A 24,969-nucleotide genomic window follows, 5' to 3' on the forward strand; every position below is an offset into this window, starting at 1 on the left:
GGCCATTCGCGCCTAATGTCGCCGGCATGGACTCGGGACTGCTCTTCTCCTTCCTCGTCGTGGACCTGCTGCTGGTGTGCGTGCCGGGTGCCGACTGGGCGTACGTCATCGCGGCCGCCCTGCGCGGCGGCTCGGTGGCGCGCGCGGTGGCGGGCCTGGTCTGCGGCTATGCGCTGCACACGGCCTTGGCGACGGCGGGCCTGGCGGTGCTGGTGGCGGGCTCGCCCCGGCTGCTGACGGCCCTGACGGTGGCGGGCGCGGGCTACCTGCTGTGGCTGGGCTGGGGCGTCCTGCGCCGCCCGGCCGTCCCGGACGCGGACGGCGCGGCGGCGCCCGGCGGCCGGCTCTTCCTGCGCGGCGCCACGATCAGCGGCCTGAATCCCAAGGGCCTGCTGCTCTACCTCTCCGTGCTCCCCCAGTTCCTCACCCTCACCGGCGCCCACCTCCCCGTCCCCGCCCAGACGGCGGCCCTCGGCCTGCTCCACATGGCGTGCTGCGCCGCCGTCTACTTCACCGTCGGCGCCCTCGCCCGCGTCCTGCTCACCGCCCGCCCGGCGGCGGCCCGCGCGGTCACCCGCACCTCGGGCGCGGCGATGCTCGGGATCGGCGCGCTGCTGCTGGTGGAACGGCTGTCGACGCTCTGAGGCGGCCGGGGCCGGACCGTCGCACCGGGGGCACGCCAACAGCCCGTCGGGGCCGCCCGGTTGACACCGCGCGGCGCACCGTCCGGCTCCGTAGACTGGCCGGCATGGCATGCCGCATCAGTGAGCTGGTCCTCGACTGCGCCGATCCCGAACGGCTCGCCGCGTTCTGGAGCGAGGTCCTCGGCTACGTCGAACTCGAACGGGAAGCCGACGGAAGCATCGCGATCGGTCCGCCCGACGCCGGTTTCGGCGGCCCGCAGCCCACGCTCGTCCTCAGCCCGAGCAGCGGCCCGCGGGCGGGGAAGCTCCCCCTGCACATCGACGTCAACGCCACCGACCGGGACCAGGACGCCGAGCTGGAGCGGCTGCTCGCTCTCGGCGCCAGGCCCGCCGACGTCGGCCAGACCGGCACCGAGAGCTGGCACGTCCTGGCCGACCCGGAGGGCAACGAGTTCTGCCTCCTGCGCAGCCGGCTGAAGCCCCTGTGACCTCCGGTTCCCCGACCGGGCCCGATCCGGGTGACAGGCCCTGGGGGCGCGCTGCTCGCCCTCGCCGGGGTGGGCGCCGCCTCCGCGCCGGCCGCCGGCAACACCTCCTTCTCGGTCCCCGGCACCGAGGCACAGAAGGCCTTCGACCTGCCAGAACAGCGCTTCCCCGGGATGGGCGCCGACGGCGCGACCGCGCGGGTCGTCTTCAAGGCGCCGGGCGGCGAGAAGATGACGGACAAGGACCACAAGGCGACCGTCCGCAGGACGGTGAAGGAGCCGCGGAGCGGCTCCGAGGTCGTCTCCGTCGCTTCGACGCGTTCCTCGTCCGCATGGCCACCGTCCCGGCGGTGCTCGCCCTGCTCGGCAGGCGGGCCTGGTGCCTGCCGACGTGGCTGGACCGCGCCGACGCCGATCCCGGCGGGGACCGGGAGCCGGTACGCGCCTGTGACCCAGCTCCCGACAGCAGACCAGCCGGTGAGGGCTCCGTGGGGACGGCGCGCCCTCACCGGCTTCCCGCGCACTACGCATCGGCGGTGGTGACTGCTTGGCGCCGCGCTGGACGGCACGGCCGGTCCGGTGCCTGTCAGCCGGGCGGAGTCGCCGCGGGCCAGGTTCTGCTCCCGAACGTCACCACCGGGCACAGCCCGCACGCTGCCGGCCGCGCCCTGGTGTTCACCGGGTGACGGTGCCGATGTTCCTGGAGTGGTCGATCGCCAGGCACTCGGTCTGGTTGTGGCTTCCGTCGAGAGTCATCACCGCGTTGTTGGGGTTGCCGCAGTTGTTGTTCTGCCGGCCTTCCTGAGCGGTGTTCTGCTGGAACAGGGCGGTCGCGCTCGAACCGCCCCTGGCCTCGGCGCCGCCACCGGCCTCGACCGTTTTCACGTTCACCGAGTCGTCGGCCAATCCGCAGGTGACCTCGTCCCGGGACCCATCGAGCGTGAGGGTGGAGTCGTTGGGGTTGGCGCAGTTGTTGTTCTGCCGGCCTTCCTGCGCCACGTTCTGCTGTGCCAGGTCGCCACCGCTGTCGCCGCCGCTCGCCGTGGCGCCGCCGCCCTTGGTCACGGTCTTCTTGTTGACCGAGGCGTCCACGCTCTCGCACTGACCCGCGAGTCGCCCGCCACTCACCACCGCGGCAGTGGCGTTGGGGTTGGCGCAGTTGTTGTTCTGCCGGCCTTCCTGCGCCACGTTCTGCTGTGCCACGAACCCTGCGCCGTTGCCGCCGTTCGCCGTGGCGCCGCCGCCCTTGGTCACGGTCTTCTTGTTGACCGAGGCGTCCACGCTCTCGCACTCACCCACGAGCTTCCCGCCCCGCACCGTCAGATCGCTGTTGTTGGGGTCAGCGCAGTTGTTGTTCTGCCGGCCCTCCTGGGCCGTGTTGTGCTGCAGCAGCTCGTTGGCGTTGCCGCCGTTGGCCCTGGCTCCCTTTCCTGACACGTGCGTGTGCTTGTTGACCGAGGCGTCCGCGTTGTGACAGCGCCCGGCCACCCGCGCGCCGGTCAGGCGGAAGGCGGCGGTGGAGTCCGCGCAGTTGTTGTTCTGCCGGCCCTCCTGAGCCGTGTTCAGATTGTCGCCGATTCCCGCGCCCGATCCGCCGTGGGCGCTTGCGCCGCCTCCCTGGATGTGGGTGCGCTTGTTGAGGGACGCATCGGCGTTGGTGCAGTCGGCCTCCAGGGAACTTCCGCTCAGGGTGGCGTTCGTGTCGTTTTCGTTGGCGCAGCTGTTGTTCTGCCGGCCCTCCTGAGCGATGTTCTGCTGGGACAGGACGCCACCGCTGGATCCTCCGCGGGCGTCTGCGCCACCACCCACCGTCTTGGAATGGTGATTGAAAGACTCGTCAGCGGATGCGCAGCGAGTCTCCCGTCGGCTGCCCGTCAGCGTGTCGGTGACGGCCGCGCCGTTTTGGTGGTCGCAGTTGTTGTTCTGGCGGTGGGCCTGCGCGGTGTTCTGTTCCGCGCCGACCGCCACAGCCGATCCCCCGTCGGCGGTCGCACCCGCTCCGTGTCCGTCCATCCCTTGTGAGAAGGCGACCCCCGAGCCCGTGGCCGCCAAGCCGCTCGCCGCCAACGCCGCCATGACGGCCAGCCCCAAAGTCCGGGTGCGCATCGAGCTCTCCTCTCAGAGGTGCCTGTTCCGACACCTCCAACGAGAGTTCGCCGATTTCGCACGGCCGGATCGCGAAGTACCCCCGAACAGCCCAACTGTGATGTCTACGTCATTCCCGGCGCACAGGTCCCGTCCACCGCCGACAGCCGGCACCCGCAGGGGCTCACAACCCAGCACATGCCAGCCGCCCCGCAGGCCCTGCAACGGCATTGCCCCTAGGGGCCCTCGGGCCCGCGGGTCAGCCGGAAGACCCTGATCTCCCGCTCCACCCGCCCCTGGTACACGGCGTACGGCGGCCAGAACGCCAGCAGTGCCTGCCAGACGGCGGCCCGTTCCTCGCCGGTGAGGAGGCGGGCGGTGACGGGGATCTCCCGGCCCTGCCAGCTGATGGAGGCCTGCGGACGGGCGAGGAGGTTGTGGGTCCAGGCGGGATGGCCGGGGCGCCCGAAGTTGGAGCCCACCAGGATCCAGCCGCTGCCGTCCCGCTCCGGCATGCAGGCCAGCGGGGTCCGGCGGGGGCGGCCGCTGCGGGCGCCGGTGGAGGTGAGGACCACGCCGGGCAACAGCCGGGCGCTCGGCAGCACCCTGCCCCGGGTGAGCCGGTGCACGGCCCGGTCGAGGGCCGGGATCACATGCGGGGCGACCTTGGCGAACGCCCGGGTCGAGGAGACCCTCTGCACGCACCGCAGCATCCCGGCACCGCCTCTCGTGCGCACCGCTCCGGTACCGCCCATCAGACGGCCACCTCCCCTCCCGTGAACAGTCCCGCCGCCTCGGCGGCCCGGTCGCGCAGCCGGTGCGCCGGGCCGAACAGCAGCTCGTCGCCGGCCGCCCGCTTGAAGTACAGGTGGGCGTCGTGCTCCCAGGTGAAACCGATCCCGCCGTGCAGCTGGATGCCCTCGGCGGCGGCGCACCGCAGCGCCTCCAGCGCCTGGGCGAGCGCCAGCGCGCCGGCTCCCTGCCCGCGCCCTGCCGCCCAGGCGGCGTAGTACGCGGCCGACCGTGCCGCCTGCACCGCCACGTACACGTCCGCCAGCCGGTGCTTCACGGCCTGGAAGGAGCCGATGGGCCGGCCGAACTGCATCCGCTGCCCGGCGTACTCCACGGTCCGCTCCAGCACCCGGCCGGCCGCTCCCACGGCCTCGGCGGCGAGCACCGCGGCGACGGCGTCCCCGGCCGCGGCGAGGGCGGGCAGCACGTCCGCGTCCTCCGTGCCCAGCAACTCGGCGCGCACGTCCCGCAGGTGCACACGGCCCTGGGGCCGGGTGGCGTCCAGCGTGGACTGCCGGGCCCGTGCCAGCCCCGGTTCGTCCCCCGCCACCAGGAACAGCAGGGTCCGCGACCGGGCGTACCCCCCGGTGTGCGCGGCGACGAGCAGCATGCCGGCGCTGTGCCCGTCCAGCACCTGCGCGACCTCTCCGTACAGCCGCCAGCCGCCCTCCGCCCGCCGTGCCTGTACCCCGCCCGCCCGCCCGCCGCCGGCGCTGTACCCGGTGTTCCGGCCGGTCAGCGCGAGGGCGGTGGTGAGCGCGGGTCCGGAGACGGCGAGGGCGGCGGTGAGCGATCCGGCGGCGATGCGCGGCAGCAGCCCGGCGCGCTGGGTCCCGGTGCCGAGGGCGAGGACCAGCGGGGCGGTGAGCACGGAGGTGGCGAGCAGCGGGGAGGGGGCCAGGGCGCGTCCGGTCTCCTCGCAGGCGAGGGCCAGCTCGGTGGCCGAGCAGCCGACGCCGCCGTACCGCTCGGGGAGGGCGAGGCCGGGCAGGCCGAGCCGGTCGGCGAGGGCCGACCACAGGAGGGGGTCGTGTCCGGCGGGGGTGTCGACGGCGGCCCGCAACCGGGCCGGGCCGCAGCGTTTGCGCAGCACCTCGCGCAGGGTCCGGCGGATCTCGTCCTGCTCGGCGGTGAGGCGCGTGTCCATGGCCTTCCTCCATATCTGACGGAGCGTCATATTAGGGAGGCCGGAACGAGATGCCCAGAGGGAGGAGCCCTCTCATGAAGCGCGGGACCAGGAAAGTCGCCGTGGTCGGGGTGGCGCTGTCCGACTGCGGACGGGTGGCCGACGCGACGGCGTACGCCCTGCACGCCCAGGCCGCCCGGAGGGCACTCGCCGACGCGGGCCTGGACCGCACGGTGGTCGACGGGTTCGCCTCGGCGGGTCTCGGCACGCTGGCGCCGGTGGAGGTCGCCGAGTACCTGGGCCTGCGCCCCACCTGGGTGGACTCCACCTCGGTGGGCGGCGCGACCTGGGAGGTCATGGCGGCGCACGCGGCGGACGCGATCGCGGCGGGCCACGCCAACGCCGTGCTGCTGGTGTACGGCTCCACGGCCCGGGCGGACATCAGGGCGGGCCGCCGGACGGGCACCCTGTCCTTCGGCGCCCGCGGCCCGCTCCAGTTCGAGGCGCCGTACGGCCACACGCTGATCGCGAAGTACGCGATGGCGGCCCGCCGGCACATGATCGAGTACGGCACGACGATCGAGCAGCTGGCGCAGGTGGCGGTCCAGGCGCGGGCGAACGCGGCCCTGAACCCGGAGGCGATGTTCCACGAGCCGGTCACCGTCGACGACGTGCTGTCCGGCCCGGTGATCGCGGACCCCTTCACCCGGCTGCACTGCTGTCTGCGCTCGGACGGCGGCGCGGCGGTCCTGCTGGCGGCCGAGGAGTACGTGGCGGACTGCCGTACGGCCCCCGTCCGGATCCTCGGCACCGGCGAGCACGTCTCCCACGCCGCGATGTCCGAGTGGCCGGACTTCACGGTCTCCCCGGCGGCGGTGAGCGGCCGGCTGGCCTTCGCCCGGGCGGGGGTGGCCCCGGCGGACGTCGACTTCGCGGAGATCTACGACGCCTTCACGTACATGACCCTGGTGACCCTGGAGGACCTGGGCTTCTGCGCCAAGGGGGAGGGCGGGGCCTTCGTGGAGAAGGGCCGGCTGCTGGTGCGGGGCGGGGAGCTGCCGGTGAACACGGACGGGGGCGGGCTGTCGGCGCAGCACCCGGGGATGCGGGGACTGTTCCTGCTGGTGGAGGCCGTCCGGCAACTGCGGGGGGAGGCCGGGGAACGCCAGGTCCGGCGCCGCGACGGCGGATTGCCCCGGCTGGCGGTGGCGTCCGGGACCGGGGGCTGGTTCTGCTCCTCGGGGACGGTGGTGCTGGGACGGGACTGAGCCGTGGAACAGCGGTGATACTCGCCCCATGGAACAGCACGATCTTCACGAACTGCTCCGCTCGCTGCGGGTCTGGGACCCCGGGGTGACCCGGCTGCCGCCCTTCGACCCCGATACGGCCCCTCCCACTCCGCTGGCCCTGTTCACGAGCTGGTTCGCGGAGGCGGTTGCGGCGGGGCAGCCGGAGCCGCACACCATGTCACTGGCGACCGTGGACGAGGAGGGCAGGCCGGACGTGCGGATCGTGATGCTGCACGGCGCCGATCCGGACGGCTGGTCCTTCGCCACGCACGCCACGAGCCGCAAGGGCCGCGCGCTGAGCGCCCGGCCGCACGCGGCCCTCGCCTTCTACTGGCCGGTGCTGGGCCGCCAGGTGCGGGTCCGGGGGCCGGTCACCTCGGCGCCGGCCGAGGAGAGCCAGGCCGATCTGCACGCGCGGTCCACGGGCGCGCTGGCCGCCGCGCTGACCGGCCGGCAGAGCGAGGAGCTGTCCTCCGTGGCGGAGCTGCGGCGGGCCTCGGAGGCGGCCTGGGAGCGGGCCCGGGCCCATCCCGAGGAGCCGTCGCCGACCTGGACGCTCTACCGGCTGCGCCCGCAGACCGTGGAGTTCTTCCAGGGGGACCCCCAGCGGCGGCACGTACGCCTGGAGTACCGCAGCACCGGGTTCGGCTGGAGCAGGACGCTGCTGTGGCCGTAGCAGGACTTGTCCGGCACAAGTTCTTCCCTCCGCCGGTCGCACTTCCCCCGCGCCGTCCGTCAGGGCAGTGACAGCACGTCACGAGCCCCGAGGAGCCGGCGGCGGAGAAGCGTTTCGGTGCCGCGCGCCACGATCAGCCTGGTCCGGCTGCGGGCCGGGCAGATCGTCGGCAGCACCTGCCTGACCGTCCTGCACACCGGCTTCCTGCGCCGGGCCGGGGAGTCGGAGGAGCGATCACCTCGGTGGCGTCCTGGTGCAACTCGCTGTACTTCACCGCCGCCGAGCGGGCCGCGCCGGCCCTGGTGGAGGCCGTGCTCCAGCCGTCCGCGGGCGGTGAGCGGGCGTCCGGCGAGCCGTACGCGCGGGCGGCCGAGCACTACGAGGGCAAGGCGCCGGCCACGCTGATGTCCGCGATCGGCCAGGTCGACTTCTTCGCCCCGGTCGCGCTCATCGCCAAGCCGGTGCCGGGCCGGTCGTTCAGCGAGCCGTGGAACCGAGGGCGCCCGGGCCCGGCTCGCCGCCCCCCGGCCCCGACCGGAACACCGGGATCCCGTCCCGGAACGCCACCTCCAGCGGCATCCCGGCCCGCGCGGTGCCCGCCGGGCAGTCCACCAGTTCCGTCATCATCCGGGGGCCCTCGGCCAGGTCGACCACCGCGGCCAGGTAGGGGACGCGGCCGGTGAACGGGGGGAGGTCGTTGTGGTGGACCGCGGACCACGTGTAGAGCGTGGCCCTGCCGCTCGCCTCCTCCCAGGTCACCTCCTCGCCCCAGCAGTGCGGGCAGAACTCCCGGGGATAGTGGTGGGCCCGGCCGCAGGCCCCGCAGCGGCGGACCAGCAGCCGGCCCCGGGCCGCCGCCTCCCAGTAGGGGCGGGTGAGGGCGTCGGCCTCGGGGACGTCGTGAGGCGGGCCGTCCATCAGAACCACCCCAGGGCCGCGTCCAGCGACCACGTCTGCCAGGACATGCCGAACAGGCCGGTCAGGGAGATCAGGGCCATCATCGAGTTCTGGCCCTGCTCCGCCCAGTCGTGGATCATGAGGACGAAGTAGACCGCGTTGAGGAGCAGGCCGCCGGCCAGCGCGACCGGGGTCAGGAAGCCGGCGATCAGGCCGAGGCCCAGGGACAGTTCGGCGTAGGCGACCACGTACGCCATCAGCCGCGGGCGGGGTGCGACCACCGTGTCGAAGCCCGCCCGGACCGGTGTCCACCGGTGTTTCGCCGCCACGTCCGCCGCCCAGGCGATGCCGCTGCCCCGTTCGAACCAGGCCTTCTTGTCCTTGTGCCGCCAGCTCTCCAGCCACCACAGGCCAAGACCGATCCGCAGCACCGCCAGCCACTGCGCGCCGTCGAGCCATATCGAGTCCATGGAACTGACGGTACGTCAGATAAGCGCGGATGCCCACCGGTGGGTCCGCCGGTGTCCGTGGAGCAGGCGGCGAGGGACGCGTCCTCCACGGCCGGAGCACACTTTCCGTGCACCCGTGATCAATCCGCAACCAATTCCGGTCTTGACCGAGACCCATCAACCGGGTGGGTGATTACGCTCCCGCTCATGGCCGTCTCCCGTCCTTCGCCCGTCCACCTCTCACCGACCCCGGCCGACCGCCCGGTCTACGTCATCGGCGCCGGCCCGGGCGGCCTCGCCGCGGCGTACGCGCTGCGGGCACGGGGCGTACGGGCGGTGGTCCTGGAGAAGTCCGACCAGGTCGGCGCCTCCTGGCGGCGGCACTACGACCGGCTGCACCTGCACACCACGCGGCGGCTGTCCGCACTGCCCGGCCTGCGCATGCCCCGGAGGTTCGGGCGCTGGGTGTCCCGGGACGACGTCGTGCGCTACCTGGAGAAGTACGCCGAGCACCATGCGCTGGAGATCGTCACCGGCGTGGAGGTCCACCGGGTCGAGCGGACCGTGGACGGCACCGGCTGGCTGCTGCACGCCTCCGGCGGCCGGGAGCTGACCGGCAGCGCGGTGGTCGTCGCCACCGGCTTCAACCACACCCCCCGGGTGCCCGACTGGCCGGGCCGGGAGGGGTACGGCGGCGAGCTGCTGCACGCCGGCGGCTACCGCAACGCCGAGCCGTACCGGGACCGTGACGTGCTCGTCGTCGGGATCGGCAACACGGGCGCCGAGATCGCCGTGGACCTGGTGGAGGGCGGGGCCGCCCGGGTACGGCTGGCGGTGCGCACCGCGCCGCACATCCTGCGCCGGTCGACCCTCGGCTGGGCCGCCCAGTACACGGGCGTGCTGGTCCGGCGGCTGCCGGTGCGGCTCGTGGACCGGCTCGCCGGGCCGGTGGGGCGGCTCAGCACCCCGGACCTGTCCGCGCACGGGCTGCCGCGGCCGGACACCGGCCTGTACAGCAGGGTCCGGCAGGGCGCGATCCCGGTCCAGGACGTCGGACTGATCGACGCCGTACGCAAGGGGAAGGTGGAGATCGTGGCCGCCGTGGAGGCGTTCGAGGACGGCAAGGTGGTCCTCGCCGACGGCAGCCGGATCGCGCCCGACGCAGTGATCGCGGCGACCGGGTACGTGCGGGCGCTGGAGGGGCTCGTCGGGCATCTCGGGGTGCTGGACGGGCGCGGCCGGCCGGTGGTGCACGGCGGCCGTGCGCCCGCGCAGGCGCCCGGCCTGTACTTCACCGGGTTCACCAATCCCATCAGCGGGATGCTGCGGGAGCTGGCGATCGACGCGGGGAAGATCGCCCGGGCCGTCACCAAGCAACTTCCCACCCATCGGTAACTTTGCCGTTCCGACCCATTCCTGACATTCAGTCAGTTCAGTAATCTGACAAAGCGTCAGTTACAGCTGACCGTCATGGCTGTCTCACGGGAGGCGGGCGGAACCATGCTCGGATCGACCCACGGCACCCTCACCACCGACTCCCGCCGGGCCCGGGTCATCGCCTGCGGCGAGCAGCGGCCCGGCCCCGCCGTCCACGACCGGGTGGCGGACGTCGATGTCAGCGGGCGCCCGCTCCACGCGGACGTACCGGACCTGACCCGGTTCTTCCGGCCGGAGTCGGTCGCCGTGATCGGCGCCTCGGACGCCGAGGGCCGGCCGAACACCGGTATCACCCGGCAACTGCTGGACTGGGCCGGGCGGGTCGGGGCGCGGGTGCACCCGGTGCACCCGGCCCGGTCGTCGGTCTTCGGCCTGCCCTGCGTGTCCTCGGTCGCCGAGCTGCCCGAAGGGGTCGATCTGGCCGTCCTGCTGGTGGCCGACCCGCTCCCGCTGATCGGGCAACTCGCCGAGGCGAAGGTGCGGTTCGCGGTCGCCTTCGCCTCGGGGTTCGCGGAGACCGGGGAGGCGGGCGCCGAGGCCCAGGAGCGGCTGGCCGAGGCCGTACGGCACTCGGGGCTGCGGCTGCTCGGTCCGAACACCAACCTCAACGCCTTCGAACGGTTCCGGGAGGACCTGTCCGGGCCGGCCATCGCGCTGATCACCCAGTCCGGGCACCAGGGCCGGCCCGTCTTCGCCCTGCAGGAACTCGGCATCCGGCTCTCGCACTGGGCGCCCACCGGCAACGAGGCCGACCTGGAGACCGCCGACTTCCTCTCCTGGTTCGCCGAGCAGCCCGAGGTCGGCGCGATCGCCTGCTACGTGGAAGGGCTCAAGGACGGCCGCTCCTTCCTGCTGGCCGCCGACCGGGCCGCCCGCCGCGGGGTTCCGGTGGTCGCCGTCAAGGTGGGCCGCACCGAGACCGGCGCCCGGACCGCCGCCTCGCACACGGGCAAGCTCACCGGCGCGGACGACGTGGTGGACGCGGCCATGCGGCAGTACGGCGTGATCCGCGTCGACGCCCTGGACGAACTCCAGGACACCGCCGCCCTGCTGGCGCGGGCGCGGGCGCCCCTGGCCGACGGCGTGGCCGTCTACTCCATCTCCGGCGGCACCGGCGCGCACGTCGCCGACCTGGCCGCCGGGGCGGGGCTGCGGCTGCCGAGGCTGTCACCGGAGAAGCAGGCCGAGCTGCACCAGTGGATACCGGAGTACCTGAACGTGGCCAACCCGGTGGACAACGGGGGTCATCCGGTCGGCGACCGGCGCGGCCGGAAGATCATCGACGCGATCCTCGCCGATCCCGCGGTCGGCGTCCTGATCTGCCCGGTGACGGGCCCCTTCCCGCCGCTGAGCGACAGGCTCGTGAGGGACCTGGTGGCGGCCGCCGAGGAGACGGACAAGCTGGTGTGCGTGGTGTGGGGCTCTCCGGTGGGCACGGAGGCGGCGTACCGGGAGGTGCTGCTCGGCTCGTCGCGCGTGGCCACCTTCCGCACGGTGGGCAACTGCCTCACCGCGGTCCGCGCCTGGCTGGACCACCACCGCTTCGTGAGCGGCTACCGCTCCCCCTTCGACGAGGCCCCGCGCATCCCCTCCCCCTCCTTCCGCAAGGCCGAGGCGCTGATGCAGCCCGGCCGGCAGCTGAGCGAGCACGCGGCCAAGCAGCTGCTGCGGGCGTACGGCATCCGGGTGCCGCGCGAGCAGCTGGTGACCAGCGCGGCGGCGGCCGTACGGGCGGCCGGGCAGGTGGGCTACCCGGTGGTGATGAAGGCGTCCGGCGCACAGATCGCCCACAAGACCGAGCTGGGCCTGGTGAAGATCGGCCTGACCTCGGCGAGCCAGGTCCGCGACGCGTACCGCGAACTGACCGACATCGCCCGCTACGAGGGCGTCGGTCTTGACGGGGTCCTGGTGTGCCAGATGGTCGAGCAGGGCGTGGAGATGATGGTCGGCGTCACCCATGACGACCTCTTCGGACCGACGGTGACGGTCGGGCTCGGCGGGATCCTGGTGGAGGTGCTGCACGACGCGGCGGTCCGCGTCCCGCCCTTCGGCGAGGACCAGGCCCGTGCCATGCTCGGCGAACTCCGCGGCCGGGCCCTGCTGTCCGGCGTCCGCGGCCGCCCGCCCGCCGACGCGGACGCGCTGGTGGAGGTGATCCTGCGGGTCCAGCGCATGGCGCTGGAACTCGGCGGGTCGATCGCGGAGCTGGACATCAACCCGCTGATGGTGCTGCCCCGGGGGCAGGGCGCGGTGGCGCTGGACGCGCTGGCGGTGTGCCGATGAGCGAGGCCGTACGCCACGAGATCCGCGACCACGTCTCGTACCTCACCCTGAACCGGCCGGAGTCCCTGAACGCCCTGACCCCGGCCATGCGCGACCGCCTCGTCGACCTGCTGGCCCAGGCCTCCGCGGCCCCGGACGTCCGGGCGGTGGTCCTCACGGGCAGCGGCCGGGGCTTCTGCGCGGGCGCGGACCTGCGGGGCGGGGCCGGTTCGGGCGACCGGGTCCCGGGTGACGTGGCGCGGATGCTGCGGCTGGGGGCGCAGCGGCTGGTCTGCGCCGTGCTGGACTGCGAGAAACCGGTCCTGGCCGCGGTGAACGGCACGGCGGCCGGCCTCGGCGCGCACCTGGCCTTCGCCTGCGACCTGGTGCTGGCCGCCGAATCGGCCCGCTTCATCGAGGTGTTCGTCCGCCGCGGGCTGGTCCCCGACGCGGCCGGCGCCTATCTCCTCCCCCGGCTGATCGGCCCGCAGCGGGCGAAGGAACTGATGTTCTTCGGCGACGCGGTACCGGCACCGGAGGCGCACCGCCTGGGCCTGGTCAACCGGGTCGTCCCCGACCCCGACCTGCCGAAGGCGGCCCACGCCTGGGCGACCCGCCTGTCGTCCGGACCGACGCGGGCCCTGGCCCTGGCCAAACACCTCCTGAACACCTCCCTGGACACCGACCGCGCCTCCGCCCTCGCCGCGGAGGCCTGGGCCCAGGAGATCAACATGACGACGGCGGACGCCGGGGAGGGCCTGCGAGCGTTCGCGGAGCGCCGCGACGCGGAGTTCCGGGGGCGCTGACCTCCACGGGGGTTCCTATCTGACCACCCGTCAGCTTCAATGGGCTCGTGATGGGACACGCAGGGGCGGCGGCTGCCGCCGTCCGGTATCTGGGGGCCAGGCCCGTCGAGGCGTTGCCGCGGCCGGAGTTGCGGTGCGTCCGGGCGGACGAACCGGCGCCGGTGGGACAGGGGGAGTTCCGGCGGGTGCTGGGGAGCTTCGCCAGCGGGGTCACCGTGATCACCGCGCCCGGTACCGACGGCGACGGGCCCGCCGGGTTCGCCTGCCAGTCCTTCTCCTCCCTCTCCCTGGAACCGCCCCTCGTCTGCTTCATGGTGGGCCGTACCTCCACGACCTGGCCGCGCATCGCCCGTGCCGGTGTCTTCTGCGTCAACGTGCTGAGCGCGGGCCAGGACCGGCTGTGCCGGGCCTTCGCGGTGAGCGGCGCGGACAAGTTCGCGCAGGTGGCGTACGACCCCGCGCCCGTCTCCGCGTCGCCGCGGCTCGCCGGTGCCGCCGCCTGGATCGACTGTGCCGTCCACGCCGTGCACACCGGGGGCGACCACCTCATCGTCGTAGGACGGGTGGCCGCCCTCGGTGCGGACGACACCGCGGAGCCGCTGCTCTTCCACCGGGGGCGGTTCGCGCGGCTCGGGGACCACTGAGACCGCCGGTCGGCGCCGGGGCCCTGTGGTCGAGGGTGTCCTCAGGACACGGCGAGGGTGCCGACGGCCGGTGTGCCGCGCCGGATGACCAGGGACATCAGGGCCGCCGCCGCGCACAGCGTGCCGGAGGCGTACCAGACGACGTCGTAGGAGCCGAAGACGTCCCGGGCGGCTCCGCCGAGGTAGGCGACGAGGGCCGCGCCGATCTGGTGGGAGGCGAGCACCCAGCCGAAGACGATGGCGCTGTCCTCGCCGAACTGCTCCCGGCACAGGGCCAGGGTGGGCGGGACGGTGGCCACCCAGTCCAGGCCGTAGAAGACGATGAAGAAGAGCATCGGCGGGTGGACGGCGGGGCCCAGCAGCATCGGCAGGAAGAGCAGGGACAGCCCGCGCAGGGCGTAGTAGACGGCGAGCAGGCGGCGCGGTTCGAACCGGTCGGTGAACCAGCCGGAGGCGATCGTGCCGACGACGTCGAACACGCCGATCACCGCCAGCAGCGAGGCCGCGGTCGTCACGGGCATCCCGTGGTCGTGCTCGGCGGGCACGAAGTGCGTCTGGACCAGGCCGTTGGTGGACGCACCGCAGATCGCGAAGGTGCCGGCGAGCAGCCAGAAGGTGCCCGTGCGGACGGAGGAGGACAGCACCGCGAGCGTGCGGCGGGCGGCGCCGGTGACGGGCGCCGGCCTGGGGACGAACTCCCGTGCGCCGTACGGCGCGACGCCCACGTCGGCCGGGTGGTCGCGCAGCAGCAGCCAGACGAAGGGGACCACGGCGAACGCGGCCAGGGCCACCGTGACCGCGGCGGGCCGCCAGTCGTGGCGCTCGACGATCCAGGACAGCAGCGGCAGGAAGACCAGCTGGCCGGAGGCGGAGGCCGCGGTGAGGATGCCGCTGACCAGGCCGCGCCGCTCGGTGAACCAGCGGTTGGTGACCGTCGCGGCGAAGGCCAGCGCCATGGACCCGGTGCCGAGCCCCACCAGCAGGCCCCAGCAGAGCAGCAGTTGCCAGGCCGCCGTCATCCACACGGTCAGGCCCGAGCCGACCGCGATCACGGTGAGCGCGGCGGCGACCACGCGGCGGATGCCGAAGCGGTCCATCAGCGCGGCGGCGAACGGCGCGGTGAGGCCGTACAGCGCAAGGTTGACGGAGACGGCCGCGCCGATCGTGCCGCGCGACCAGCCGAACTCCTGGTGCAGCGGGTCGATGAGCAGGGACGGCAGTGAGCGGAAGGCCGCCGCGCCGGTGATCGTCACGAACGTGACGGCGGCGACGAACCAGGCGCGGTGCACGCCGTGGCGCCGGCCGGGCGGGGCCTGGGCGGGGACGGCGGCGGGTCTTGTCTGAGTCACGTCATCCAGCCTCCGCTGTCCGTGTACGCGCATCGAGTGGCCGGGAGGACAGCCTTCGCTACGATCGGGCCATGACGACCCCCGGGGAACTCCGGCCGCACCGGATCGCCGTCCTCGCCCTGGACGGCCTGCTGCCCTTCGAGCTGGGCATCCCGCACCGGATCTTCGGCCGCCCCCGGGACGCGTGGGGCCGGCATCTGTACGAGGTCCTGACCTGCTCGGTACGGGCGCCCGGCCCCGTCCGCACGGACGCCGACTTCGCCGTGCACGTCACCCACGGCCCCGAGACGCTGGCCACCGCCGACACGGTGATCGTCCCGGCGTCGTACGAGCACGGCCCGCTCTACGACGAGGGCCGGCTCACCGACGACCTGGCCGCCGCCCTCGCCCGCATCCGCCCCGGCACCCGCCTCGCCTCCATCTGCACCGGCGTCTACGTCCTCGCCGCCGCCGGCCGCCTCGACGGCCGCCCGGCGACCACGCACTGGGCGGACGCCGAGCGCTTCCAGCGGATGTTCCCGAAGGTCAGGGTGGACCCGGACGTGCTGTTCATCGACGACGGTGACGTGCTGACCTCGGCCGGTGTGGCCGCCGGGATCGACCTGTGCCTGCACATGGTCCGGCGCGACTTCGGCACGGCCGTCGCCAACGACGTGGCCCGCCACACGGTCGTACCGCCCCACCGCGACGGCGGCCAGGCCCAGTACATCCAACGCCCGGTCCCCGACCCCCAGCTGGCCACGACGACCGCCGCCCGGGCCTGGGCACTGGACCGGCTGCACGAGCCGATCCAGCTGCGCGACCTGGCCGGCCGGGAGAACATGTCGGTACGCACCTTCACCCGCCGCTTCCGCGAGGAGGTCGGCGTCAGCCCCGGCCAGTGGCTCACCCAGCAGCGCGTGGAGCGCGCCCGGCACCTGCTGGAGACCACCGACCTGCCGATGGACCAGGTGGCCCGGGAGTCCGGCTTCGGCACGGCCCAGTCGCTGCGCCTGCACCTGCAGACGTCCCTCGGCGTCACCCCGACCGCGTACCGGCGCACCTTCCGGACCGGCGGCGCCGAGCGGCACGGCGACGGCGGGAGCCCGCACTGACCTGGCCTGCCGCCTCCCGGACGCCGCAACGGTTCCGGCATGAGGGGATCGCCGGAGCGGCCCGTGGCGTCCCGCGTTCCGTCGTCCGCCAGGTCCATGTCGTGCCGTCCGGGACGGCCCGGGAGCGCCGCGGCTGCAGCGGCGGCTCAGAACGTGAGCACCGCACGCGCCACCCGTCCCGCCTCCGCCTCCGCCCGGGCCTTCTCGAAGTCCTCCACCGGGTGGACGGCGGTCACCAGTTCGTCCAGCAGGAGGCGCCCCTGGCGGTACAGCTCGGCGTACAGGGCGATGTCCCGCTGGGGGCGCGAGGAGCCGTAGCGGCAGCCGAGGATCGACTTGTCCAGGTAGAGGGAGGAGACCAGGAAGGACGCCTCGGCCGTGGCCGGGGGCACCCCGAGCAGGATCGCCTGGCCGCGCCGGTCGAGCAGGTCGACGGCCTGACGGATCAGCTCCACCCGGCCCACGCACTCGAAGACATGGTCGGCCCCCGTCGGCAGCAGGTCCCGCACCCCCTCCGCCGACGTCAGGAAGTCCGTGGCGCCGAACTGCCGGGCCACCTCCTCCTTGGCCGGGTTGGCGTCCACGGCCACGATGCGGAGGGCGCCCGCGAGCCGCGCGCCCTGGAGGACGTTCAGCCCGATCCCGCCCGTGCCGATGACGACCACGCTGTCCCCGCGGTCCACCCGCGCCCGGTTCAGCACCGCGCCGACCCCGGTGAGCACCCCGCACCCGATCAGCGCGGCGGACGGCAGCGGGATGTCCTCGGGGATCCGTACCGCCTGCACGGCCCGGACGACCGTCCGTTCCGCGAAGGCCGAGTTCGCGGCGAACTGGTACACCGGGTCCGCGCCCCACGTGAACGGCCTTCCCGGGCGCCCGATCGCCTGCCGGCACATGGTCGGCCGCCCCCGGTCGCACTCCGCGCAGGTACCGCAGTGGGCGAGCGTGGACAGGGCCACATGGTCACCCGGTGCGACATGGGTGACGCCCACGCCCACGGCCTCCACGATCCCGGCACCCTCATGGCCGAGCACCACTGGCACCGGGAACGGAATGGTGCCGTCCACCACCGACAGATCGCTGTGGCACAGTCCGGCCGCCGCGATCGCGACCAGCACCTCGCCCGGCCCGGGCTCCCGTACCGCCAGGTCGTCGACCACCCGGACCTGTCTGCCGTCGAACACCACACCACGCATCACACGGCCCCCTTCGGCTCGGCCGGCAGACCGAGCACCCGCTCGGCGATGATCGTGCGCTGGATCTGGTCCGAGCCGCCGTACACGGTGTCGGCCCGGGAGAACAGGAACAGGTGCTGGGCCGCGTCGAGCGGGTACGGCGACCCGGGTGACCAGTCCGTGGGCCCCGCGGCGGCCGCCGCGCCCCGGACCTCCACCGCCAGCTCGCCCAGCCGCTGGTGCCAGTTCGCCCACAGCAGCTTGGCCACGCTGGGCGCGCCCGGGCCGGCCGGACCGCCGAGGGTGCGCAGGGCGTTCCAGCGCATGACCCGCAGCTCGGCCCACTGCCGCACCAGCCGGGCGCGCAGCACCGGGTCGTGTACGGCCCCGGTCTCCACGGCGGCGTCGAGGACCCCCGCCAGTTCCCGGGCGAAGCCGATCTGCTGGGCCAGCGTCGACACCCCGCGCTCGAAGCCCAGCAGGCTCATGGCGACCCGCCAGCCGTTCCCCTCCCCGCCGACGACGTGCTCCACGCGCGCGCGTGCCCCGTCGAAGAAGACCTCGTTGAAGTCGCTCGTGCCGGTCAGCTGCCGGATGGGCCGGACCTCGATCCGGCCGGGCTGGTCCATCGGCACGAGCAGGAAGCTCAGCCCGTGGTGCCGCCGCGCCTCCGGATCGGTCCGGGCCAGCAGGAAGCACCAGTCGGCCTCGTGGGCGAGCGAGGTCCAGATCTTCTGCCCACTGATCCAGTAGTACGTCCCCTCCCGCACCGCCAGCGTCCGCACCCCGGCCAGGTCGGATCCGGCCCCGGGTTCGCTGTACCCCTGGCACCACAGCTCCTCGCCGGCGGCGATCGGGGGGAGGAACCGGTTCTTCTGCTCCTCGCCGCCGTGGCCGATGAGGGTGGGCGCGAGCAGGTTCTCCCCGATGTGCCCGGAGCGAGGGGGTGCCCCCGACCGGGCGTACTCCTCGGCCCACACCACCTGCTGGGTGAGGCCGGCGGTGCGGTTGCCGTACCCCGGCTCCGGCCAGCCGAGCCCTATCCACCCGGCGGCACCGAGAGTCCGCTCCCACGCGCGCCGGTCCGTCGCGGTGCCGACGTGCTCACCCAGCCACGCCCGGGCCTCGGCACGGAAGTCCTCGTCCTCGGCGGTGAATCCGAAGTCCACGTCGTTCTCCTCTCGGTGCCGTCCCGGCCCACCACCCCGGGGGCGCGGGGAACTGCGCGGCCGGCCACGACGCGGCCGCAGCCGCAGCCGCACGACCACACCACGCCCCGGGCTCTCAGGCGTTCGGCCGGCCCCCACGCCGCGCGGCCTCTTCCATCGCCGCGAGCTCGGAGAGCATCGGCATCGGATCCACCCCCACCGAGCCCGGCAGGAACTCCGCGATCGTCTCCGGCGTCCACCCGTCGACGGCGTACGCGGCACGCAGTTCCCTCGGCTGTGCCCACACCGCGATCTTCGGCCCGGCGACCGTGTACACCTGCCCGGTGACGCCCTGGGCAGCGGCACGCTCGGACAGCAGGTACACCACCAGCGCGGCCACGTCCTCCGGCTCGCCGATCTCCGCCAGCTCCCTCGGCACGTTCGCCGACATCCGGGTACGGGCCACCGGCGCCACCGCGTTCGCGGTCACCCCGTACTTGTGCAGCCCCAGCGCCGCGCTGCGGACCAGCGAGACGATCCCGCCCTTGGCCGCGCTGTAGTTGGCCTGCGAGACGGACCCCTGGTGGTTGCCGCTGGTGAAGCCGACGAGGGTGCCGGACCGTTGCCTGCGCATGACGGCCGAGGCGGCCCGGAACACGGTGAAGGTGCCCTTCAGGTGGGTGGCGACGACCGGGTCCCACTCCTCCTCGGTCATGTTGAACAGCATCCGCTCGCGCAGGATGCCCGCCACGCACACGGCCCCGTCGATCCGGCCGTAGGACCGCACCGCCGTGTCCACGACCCGCTGCCCGCCCGCCATGGTGGAGATGTCGTCGGCGACCGCGACGGCCTCGCCGCCCGCCGCCTCGATCTCCTTGACGACGGCCTCGGCGACCTCGCTGGTGGGTGAGGCGCCGTCCACCGCCACGCCGTAGTCGTTGACGACGACCTTCGCCCCCTCGGCCGCCGCCGCCAGGGCCACCGCCCGTCCGATGCCGCGTCCGGCACCCGTCACGGCGATGACCTTGCCTGCCAAGAAGTTCCCCATGCCCGGCCCCTTCCCGCAGTTTCTGACGGATCGTTAGATTGACGGTCCGTTAGATTCTATGGCCCGCCGCACACACGGGCACAAGCCCCGGGGAGGCACCGGATGGCACTGGCGGAGGAGTTCCACGAGATCGCGGGGCGCGTGAACAACTGGGGGCGCTGGGGCGCCGACGACGAGATCGGCACCCTGAACCTGGTCACGGACGAGGTGGTGCGCGAGGCCGCCGCCGAGGTGCGCACCGGCCGCCGTGTCCCGCTCGCCCTCCCCCTCCGGCAGGACGGTGTGCAGACCGGGCTGATCCCGGGCCGGGTCAATCCGCTGCACGCGATGGTGCAGCTCAACCAGGAGCTGTTCGGGCCGGGCACGGTGGCGTGCAGCGACGACGCGGTCACCATGGGCCTGCAGGCCGGCACCCACTGGGACGCGCTGACCCATGTCTCGCACTCCGGGAAGCTCTACAACGGCCGCCCGGCGCACACGGTCACCGCGCACGGCGGCGCGGAGTTCAGCGGCATCGACAAGGTGCGCCACCTTGTCTCGCGCGGGGTGCTGCTGGACGTGGCACGCGCGCGCGGGACGGACCGGCTGGCGGGCGGCCACGCGGTGACACCGGAGGACCTGGAGGCGGCCGAGGAGTTCGCCGGTGCCCGCGTGCGCGCCGGCGACATCGTGCTCGTACGGACCGGGCAGGTGCAGGTCTACCTGGCCGGGGACAGGCACGGGTACGGCTATCCGTCGCCGGGGCTGTCGGTGCGCTGCCCGGAGTGGTTCCATGCCCGCGACGTGGCGGCGGTCGCGAACGACACGCTCACTTTTGAGACGTTTCCGCCCGAGATCGAGAACCTGTGGCTGCCCGTGCACGCCCTGCATCTGGTCGAGATGGGGATGCTGCAGGGCCAGAACTGGAATCTCGAAGAGTTGTCCACAACCTGTGGAGAAACGGGACGGTACACGTTCCTGCTGTCGGCGATGCCCGAGCCGTTCGTGGGCGCGACGGGCACACCGGTGGCCCCGGTGGCGATCCTCTGAAGGGCGGCGGCGACCGCGCGGACAGGTTGCGGCCGGCGGCGCGCCTCCCCCCACCGTCACACGTGCGCGCCGCCACCCGCTGCGACCCACCCTCGACGAGGACCACCGAACCCCCGAACGGCTGCCCTCGCCGTCCCCTCGCGGCGAATCGTCGCCCCCCAGCCTGATCAGCCGTCCGGGAGACGTCAACGCCGGTACGGGGACGCGTTGCGACACCATGCTCGTGGAACCCGCGCACGGTTGCACTCCCCGGCGCATCGCCGGTCCCGGCGGCTACACCGCTTCGAAAGCGAGATCCTCGTACGCGGACAGCGCGCCGCCGCACGCCGTCGCCGCGCTCTCCCGCGGCCCCGAACAGCGGTCCAGCTCGCACCAGATGCTCTTGCCGGCACCCTCGGAGCGCCAGCCCCAGCGGTCGGCCAGACAGTCCACGAGGGCCAGGCCCCGCCCGCCGGTGGCGTCACTGCCGGCGCAACGGGGCACGGGGGCGCGTGAGCTGCCGTCCGCGACCTCGACCCGGACCGTGGCGGACGCGCGCTCCTCGGCGGCCGGGGCCGGCAGACTCAGCCGCAGCACGGCCGGCCGGCCGGTGTGCACCACGGCGTTGGTCACCAGCTCGGAGACGAGCAGGATCAGGGTCTCGGCCAGCGGCTCGTCGGCCGCTATTCCGGATCCGGCGAGCCGAGAGCGGGCCCACCTCCTCGCGCGCCCCACCTCCGCGGGGTCGGGCCGGATCTCCAGCTGCACTTGAAGCACCTGCACCGCTCACACCATCCGAACCGGCGGACACATGACCCCACGCCGACCGCGTGCCACGGCGTCAGCCGTGGCGACGATCACGACGAGGGCCACGATCGTAGCCATTTTCTGCATGGCCAGAACAACGGCCAGAGCAGGGGTCACGGACTGTGACTCCCTTACGAGACAGCATGGTTGACGTTGAGTCACCCGAACAAGCGCTTCGGGCATATTCCCGCGCGAAGGAGTACGCGTGAGGCATACTGTGCGACGCTCGTGCCGGGGAGTCGAACAAGGGGCGGCCACCACCGCGACCACCCCGCAAGCAGCGGCGCGCACCGCGCGGTCCGGCACCGTCCCAGGGGGACCGCCGGCACGGCTCGTACGCGCAGCCACTCGCATCCCACACAAGGTACCGGAGCACCCACCCGACTCCAGTCCGTGACGAGTCTCAAGCAGGACACAACCCGGTATCAACGCTCCGTGACGCCAGGGAGCCACGATCCGCAACATCGTGGGCCATGACTTCCCGGGCGCCGCGACCCCCTGGACCCCCGCAGCCGGTTCAGTCCGCCAGCGCGGCGGCGAGCAGCTCCGCACCCTGAGTGCTCCCCCCGGCGCGCCGGGCCCGCACCCAGGCCCGTTTCAGGTGCAGATGCACGTCCGCCTCCCAGGTGAAGCCCATGCCGCCGTGCACCTGGAGGCAGTCGCGGGCCCCCTGCACGGCGGCCTCGTCGGCGAGCAGCCGGGCGGCGGCGATGTCGGCGGGATCGGCGGTGACGGCGGCGGCGTAGACGGCGACCCGGGCCGTCTCGGCCCGCACCAGCAGGTCGGCGCACAGGTGCTGGACGGCCTGGAAGGATCCGATCGGCCGGCCGAACTGCTCCCGCCGCCGGGCGTGTTGCACGGCCAGCTCGCACACCCGTCCGGCCGTGCCCAGCTGTTCGGCGGCGGTGAGGAGGACGGCGACGGGGTCCGGCGGTCCGGCGGCGGGCACCCGGTGCAGCGGGGTGAGCGGATCCACCGACCGCAGCGGTACGGCACCGGAGGCGTCCCCGCGTACGGCGCCGGCCGCGTCCAGCCACTCCACCAGTTCCCCGTCGACGGCGGCCACGACCGTCTCCCCGCGCGCCGCGCCGGGCACGCTCGCGGCCGCGAGATGCGTGGCCACCAGCGGACCGGGCAGCAGCGCCCGGCCCGCCTCCTCGAAGACCAGCACCGCCTCGGGCAGTCCCAGCCCGACCCCGCCGTCCGCCTCGGGCAGCCGCAGGGCGAAGAAGCCGGCCTCGCCGAGGGTCCGCCACAGGGCCCGGTCGAGCCGGCCCGGCGCGTCGACGGCGGCGCGCAGCGCCTCCCGCCCGAAGCACCGGCCCAGCAGCTCCCGCATGCCCGCCCGCAAGGCCTTCTGGTCGTCGGTGAGTCGGAAGCGCACGCTTCACCTCCCCCGGGGCAGGCCGAGGATCCGCTCGGCCACGATGGTGCGCTGGATCTGCGAGGTGCCGGCGGCGATCGTGTACGACAGCGAGGACAGCCGGTCGAGCACCCAGGGGCGGTCCAGGTCCAGGCAGTCCGGGCCGAGGACCTCGGCGGCGGTGTCGTACAGCTCCTGCCGGGCGTGGGAGTAGCGGAGCTTGAACACCGAGCCGCCCACGCCCGGCACCCCGCCGCTCTCCTCCGCCGCGCTCACGTTCCACTGGGTCAGCCGCCACAGCGCCCGGAACTCCGCGTCGAGCCGGCCCAGCCGCCGGCGCAGTGCGGGATCGTCCCAGCGCCCGTTGTCCCGTGCCGTGCGGGCGAGTCCGGTGAGGACGCGGCGGCAGGCGACGACCTCGCCGACGAAGGCGGTGCCGCGTTCGAAGGAGAGGGTGACCATCGTGACGCGCCAGCCGTCGTTCTCCTCCCCCACCCGGTTGGCGACCGGCACCCGCACCTCGTCCAGGAACACCTCGGCGAACTCCGCCGACCCGGCGAGCGTGCGCAGCGGCCGTACGGTCACGCCCTCGGCGTCCATCGGCAGGGCCAGCCAGGTGATGCCCCGGTGCCGGGGCGCGTCCGGGTCGGTGCGGACCAACAGTTCGCACCAGTCGGCGACTTCGGCGTGCGAGGTCCAGATCTTGGACCCGGTCACCACGTAGACGTCGCCGTCCCTGCGTGCGCGCGTGCGCAGGGACGCGAGGTCGGAGCCGGCGTCCGGTTCGCTGAACCCCTGGCACCAGACCTGCTCGCCGCGCAGGATCGGCGGCAGCCAGCGGGCCCGCTGCTCGGCGCTGCCCTCCGCGGCGATGGTCGGCCCGGCGTGCAGCAGTCCGACGAAGTTGGCGCCCACGTAGGGCGCGCCCGCCTTCTCGGTCTCCTCCAGGTAGATCAGCCGACGGGTCGGGGAGGCGTCCCAGTGCACGTCGGCGTACCCGGCGTCGTACAGCATCCGCTGCCAGCCGAGGTCGTAGGCGCGGCGGCCGGGCCAGTCGTCCGGGGACGGTTGGGCCGGCAGGGTGGGCAGCACCTTGCCGAGCCAGTCGCGCAGCCGGGCCCGGAACTCCTCCTCCTCGGGAGTGCAGGAGAGGTCCACTAGCGGTCCAGGTCCAGACCGAGCATGCGGATGGCGTTGCCCCGCATCAGCTTGTACACGGTCTCGTCGTCGAGGCCCTTCACGTGGTCGAGGGCGACCTCCTTGGTGTGCGGGAAGGTCGAGTCGACGTGCGGGTAGTCGGTCTCGAAGGTGGCGTTGTCGCGGCCGACCACGTCCAGCGAGGCGACGCCGTGCTTGTCGCGGAAGAAGCAGCAGTAGATCTGCCGGTAGTAGTACGTCGACGGCGGCTCCGGGATCAGGTCCCGGACCCCGCCCCAGGCGCGGTGCTCCTCCCACACGTCGTCGGCGCGTTCCAGGGCGTACGGGATCCAGCCCATCTGCCCCTCGGAGTAGGCGAGTCTGAGTCGCGGAAAGCGCACCAGGACCCCGCTGAAGAGGTAGTCCATCATCGAGGCCATGGCGTTGTTGAAGCTCAGGGACGCCTGGACGGCGGGTGGTGCGTCGGGGGAGGCGGCGGGCATCTGGGAGCTGCTGCCGATGTGCATGTTGACGACCGTGCCGGTCTCCTGGCAGGCGGCGAAGAACGGGTCCCAGTAGCCGGAGTGGACGGAGGGCAGCCCGAGGTGGGCGGGGATCTCGGAGAAGGTGACGGCCCGCACCCCGCGCGCGGCGTTGCGCCGGATCTCGGCGACGGCCAGCTCCACGTCCCACAGCGGGATCAGGCACAGCGGGATCAGCCGGCCGCCGCTGTCCCCGCACCACTCCTCCACCATCCAGTCGTTGTAGGCGCGCACGCAGGCGAGGGCGACCTCCTTGTCGTGGGCCTCGGCGAAGGTCTGCCCGCAGAAGCGCGGGAAGGTCGGGAAGCACAGGGAGGCCTCGACGTGGTTGAGGTCCATGTCCTTCAGGCGCTCGACCGGGTCCCAGCACCCCGGGCGCATCTGCTCCCTGGTGATCCCCTCCAGGGTCATCTCGTCCCGGTCGAAGCCGACGGCGGCGATGTTCCGTTTGTACGGGAACTTCAGGTCCTCGTAGATCCACCAGTCGGTGGGCTGGCCCTGCGGATCCATGGTGATCTGGTACTTCCCGCCGACGTAGGCCAGTTCCCCGATCCCGGCGGTCAGCGGCCGCGGGCCCCGCTCCCGGTACCTGGCGGGCAGCCACGTCTCGAAGAGGTGGGCGGGCTCGATCACGTGGTCGTCGACGCTGATGATGCGGGGCAGTTCGGTCGCCATGGTCCCCTCCGCCGGACGGTACTTATCTGAT

At 73.5% G+C, this 24,969-nt stretch carries 23 protein-coding genes and 1 pseudogene; 11 read left to right on the forward strand and 13 right to left on the reverse strand.

Going from position 1 to position 24,969, the window contains the following annotated elements; translation table 11 throughout:
• Positions 1 to 26: 26 nt before the first annotated feature.
• The 3 genes and pseudogenes from S1361_RS17665 to S1361_RS17675 all read left to right on the forward strand — a co-directional run.
• A complete protein-coding gene (locus S1361_RS17665; RefSeq protein WP_208032799.1) occupies positions 27 to 644 on the forward strand; it encodes a LysE family translocator in 618 nt (205 codons plus the stop codon).
• A gap of 104 nt (positions 645 to 748) precedes the next feature.
• Positions 749 to 1,132 carry a VOC family protein gene (locus S1361_RS17670; protein ID WP_208032800.1) on the forward strand — a complete coding sequence of 128 codons (384 nt, stop codon included), beginning with the start codon at positions 749 to 751 and terminating at the stop codon, positions 1,130 to 1,132.
• Between the two features lie 48 nt (positions 1,133 to 1,180).
• Positions 1,181 to 1,462 (forward strand): annotated as a pseudogene (locus tag S1361_RS17675) (MMPL family transporter); the annotation flags it as partial.
• 342 nt (positions 1,463 to 1,804) lie between these two features.
• On the opposite strand, the gene S1361_RS17680 reads toward S1361_RS17675, so the two are convergent.
• From S1361_RS17680 to S1361_RS17690, 3 genes are all read right to left on the reverse strand, one after another.
• The gene (locus S1361_RS17680) at positions 1,805 to 3,097 is read right to left on the reverse strand and encodes a hypothetical protein (protein ID WP_208032801.1); all 1,293 of its coding nucleotides are present in this window, start codon (positions 3,095 to 3,097) and stop codon (positions 1,805 to 1,807) included.
• Between the two features lie 353 nt (positions 3,098 to 3,450).
• The gene (locus S1361_RS17685; protein WP_208036650.1) at positions 3,451 to 3,927 is read right to left on the reverse strand and encodes a nitroreductase/quinone reductase family protein; all 477 of its coding nucleotides are present in this window, start codon (positions 3,925 to 3,927) and stop codon (positions 3,451 to 3,453) included.
• Between the two features lie 41 nt (positions 3,928 to 3,968).
• A complete protein-coding gene (locus S1361_RS17690) occupies positions 3,969 to 5,153 on the reverse strand; it encodes an acyl-CoA dehydrogenase family protein (protein ID WP_208032802.1) in 1,185 nt (394 codons plus the stop codon).
• A 74-nt stretch (positions 5,154 to 5,227) separates the two neighbouring features.
• Here S1361_RS17690 and S1361_RS17695 point away from each other — a divergent pair, with 74 nt between their 5' ends.
• Positions 5,228 to 6,400: a thiolase C-terminal domain-containing protein gene (locus tag S1361_RS17695; protein WP_208032803.1), complete on the forward strand. Its 1,173-nt coding sequence runs from the start codon at positions 5,228 to 5,230 to the stop codon at positions 6,398 to 6,400.
• Between the two features lie 28 nt (positions 6,401 to 6,428).
• On the forward strand, positions 6,429 to 7,097 hold the full coding sequence (locus S1361_RS17700) for a pyridoxine/pyridoxamine 5'-phosphate oxidase (RefSeq protein ID WP_208032804.1): 669 nt from the start codon (positions 6,429 to 6,431) through the stop codon (positions 7,095 to 7,097).
• A gap of 477 nt (positions 7,098 to 7,574) precedes the next feature.
• On the opposite strand, the gene S1361_RS17705 is transcribed toward S1361_RS17700, so the two are convergent.
• Positions 7,575 to 8,015: a Zn-ribbon domain-containing OB-fold protein gene (locus S1361_RS17705; RefSeq protein ID WP_208032805.1), complete on the reverse strand. Its 441-nt coding sequence runs from the start codon at positions 8,013 to 8,015 to the stop codon at positions 7,575 to 7,577.
• Positions 8,015 to 8,464, reverse strand: a complete 450-nt coding sequence (locus S1361_RS17710) for a DoxX family membrane protein (protein WP_208032806.1) — start codon at positions 8,462 to 8,464, stop codon at positions 8,015 to 8,017. Before S1361_RS17710 ends, S1361_RS17705 begins: the two co-directional genes overlap by 1 nt.
• 186 nt (positions 8,465 to 8,650) lie before the next feature.
• Between S1361_RS17710 and S1361_RS17715 the strand changes: the two genes are divergently transcribed.
• From S1361_RS17715 to S1361_RS17730, 4 genes are all read left to right on the forward strand, one after another.
• Complete coding sequence (locus S1361_RS17715; RefSeq protein ID WP_208032807.1) at positions 8,651 to 9,838, forward strand: flavin-containing monooxygenase; 1,188 nt, start codon at positions 8,651 to 8,653, stop codon at positions 9,836 to 9,838.
• 105 nt (positions 9,839 to 9,943) lie between these two features.
• Complete coding sequence (locus S1361_RS17720; protein ID WP_208036651.1) at positions 9,944 to 12,163, forward strand: acetate--CoA ligase family protein; 2,220 nt, start codon at positions 9,944 to 9,946, stop codon at positions 12,161 to 12,163.
• Positions 12,160 to 12,948 (forward strand): enoyl-CoA hydratase/isomerase family protein, encoded by a 789-nt coding sequence (locus S1361_RS17725; RefSeq protein WP_208032808.1) that lies wholly within the window; start codon positions 12,160 to 12,162, stop codon positions 12,946 to 12,948. Before S1361_RS17720 ends, S1361_RS17725 begins: the two co-directional genes overlap by 4 nt.
• 50 nt (positions 12,949 to 12,998) lie before the next feature.
• The gene (locus tag S1361_RS17730; protein WP_208036652.1) at positions 12,999 to 13,592 is read left to right on the forward strand and encodes a flavin reductase family protein; all 594 of its coding nucleotides are present in this window, start codon (positions 12,999 to 13,001) and stop codon (positions 13,590 to 13,592) included.
• Positions 13,593 to 13,633: 41 nt separating this feature from the next.
• On the opposite strand, the gene S1361_RS17735 is transcribed toward S1361_RS17730, so the two are convergent.
• Complete coding sequence (locus S1361_RS17735) at positions 13,634 to 14,941, reverse strand: MFS transporter (RefSeq protein ID WP_208032809.1); 1,308 nt, start codon at positions 14,939 to 14,941, stop codon at positions 13,634 to 13,636.
• 71 nt (positions 14,942 to 15,012) lie between these two features.
• Between S1361_RS17735 and S1361_RS17740 the strand changes: the two genes are divergently transcribed.
• The gene (locus S1361_RS17740) at positions 15,013 to 16,035 is read left to right on the forward strand and encodes a GlxA family transcriptional regulator (protein WP_208032810.1); all 1,023 of its coding nucleotides are present in this window, start codon (positions 15,013 to 15,015) and stop codon (positions 16,033 to 16,035) included.
• A 146-nt stretch (positions 16,036 to 16,181) separates the two neighbouring features.
• On the opposite strand, the gene S1361_RS17745 is transcribed toward S1361_RS17740, so the two are convergent.
• The 3 genes from S1361_RS17745 to S1361_RS17755 form a co-directional block, all read right to left on the reverse strand.
• Entirely contained in the window at positions 16,182 to 17,231 is a 1,050-nt protein-coding gene (locus S1361_RS17745; protein WP_208032811.1) for a Zn-dependent alcohol dehydrogenase, read from the reverse strand.
• Positions 17,231 to 18,379, reverse strand: coding sequence for an acyl-CoA dehydrogenase family protein (locus tag S1361_RS17750; protein WP_208032812.1), 1,149 nt, complete (start codon positions 18,377 to 18,379; stop codon positions 17,231 to 17,233). The genes S1361_RS17745 and S1361_RS17750 overlap by 1 nt, the downstream gene beginning before the upstream one ends.
• Before the next feature lie 115 nt (positions 18,380 to 18,494).
• Positions 18,495 to 19,406 (reverse strand): SDR family NAD(P)-dependent oxidoreductase, encoded by a 912-nt coding sequence (locus S1361_RS17755; RefSeq protein WP_208032813.1) that lies wholly within the window; start codon positions 19,404 to 19,406, stop codon positions 18,495 to 18,497.
• Between the two features lie 102 nt (positions 19,407 to 19,508).
• Between S1361_RS17755 and S1361_RS17760 the strand changes: the two genes are divergently transcribed.
• Positions 19,509 to 20,435, forward strand: a complete 927-nt coding sequence (locus S1361_RS17760; protein ID WP_208032814.1) for a cyclase family protein — start codon at positions 19,509 to 19,511, stop codon at positions 20,433 to 20,435.
• Between the two features lie 273 nt (positions 20,436 to 20,708).
• On the opposite strand, the gene S1361_RS17765 is transcribed toward S1361_RS17760, so the two are convergent.
• The 4 genes from S1361_RS17765 to S1361_RS17780 form a co-directional block, all read right to left on the reverse strand.
• A complete protein-coding gene (locus tag S1361_RS17765) occupies positions 20,709 to 21,182 on the reverse strand; it encodes an ATP-binding protein (RefSeq protein WP_208036653.1) in 474 nt (157 codons plus the stop codon).
• Between the two features lie 556 nt (positions 21,183 to 21,738).
• Positions 21,739 to 22,605, reverse strand: coding sequence for an acyl-CoA dehydrogenase family protein (locus S1361_RS17770; RefSeq protein ID WP_208032815.1), 867 nt, complete (start codon positions 22,603 to 22,605; stop codon positions 21,739 to 21,741).
• Positions 22,606 to 22,608: 3 nt separating this feature from the next.
• On the reverse strand, positions 22,609 to 23,742 hold the full coding sequence (locus tag S1361_RS17775; RefSeq protein WP_208032816.1) for an acyl-CoA dehydrogenase family protein: 1,134 nt from the start codon (positions 23,740 to 23,742) through the stop codon (positions 22,609 to 22,611).
• On the reverse strand, positions 23,742 to 24,938 hold the full coding sequence (locus tag S1361_RS17780) for an amidohydrolase family protein (protein ID WP_208032817.1): 1,197 nt from the start codon (positions 24,936 to 24,938) through the stop codon (positions 23,742 to 23,744). Before S1361_RS17780 ends, S1361_RS17775 begins: the two co-directional genes overlap by 1 nt.
• Positions 24,939 to 24,969 lie beyond the last annotated feature (31 nt).

It is taken from the genome of Streptomyces cyanogenus (assembly GCF_017526105.1).
GTDB classification, from domain to species: domain Bacteria; phylum Actinomycetota; class Actinomycetes; order Streptomycetales; family Streptomycetaceae; genus Streptomyces; species Streptomyces cyanogenus.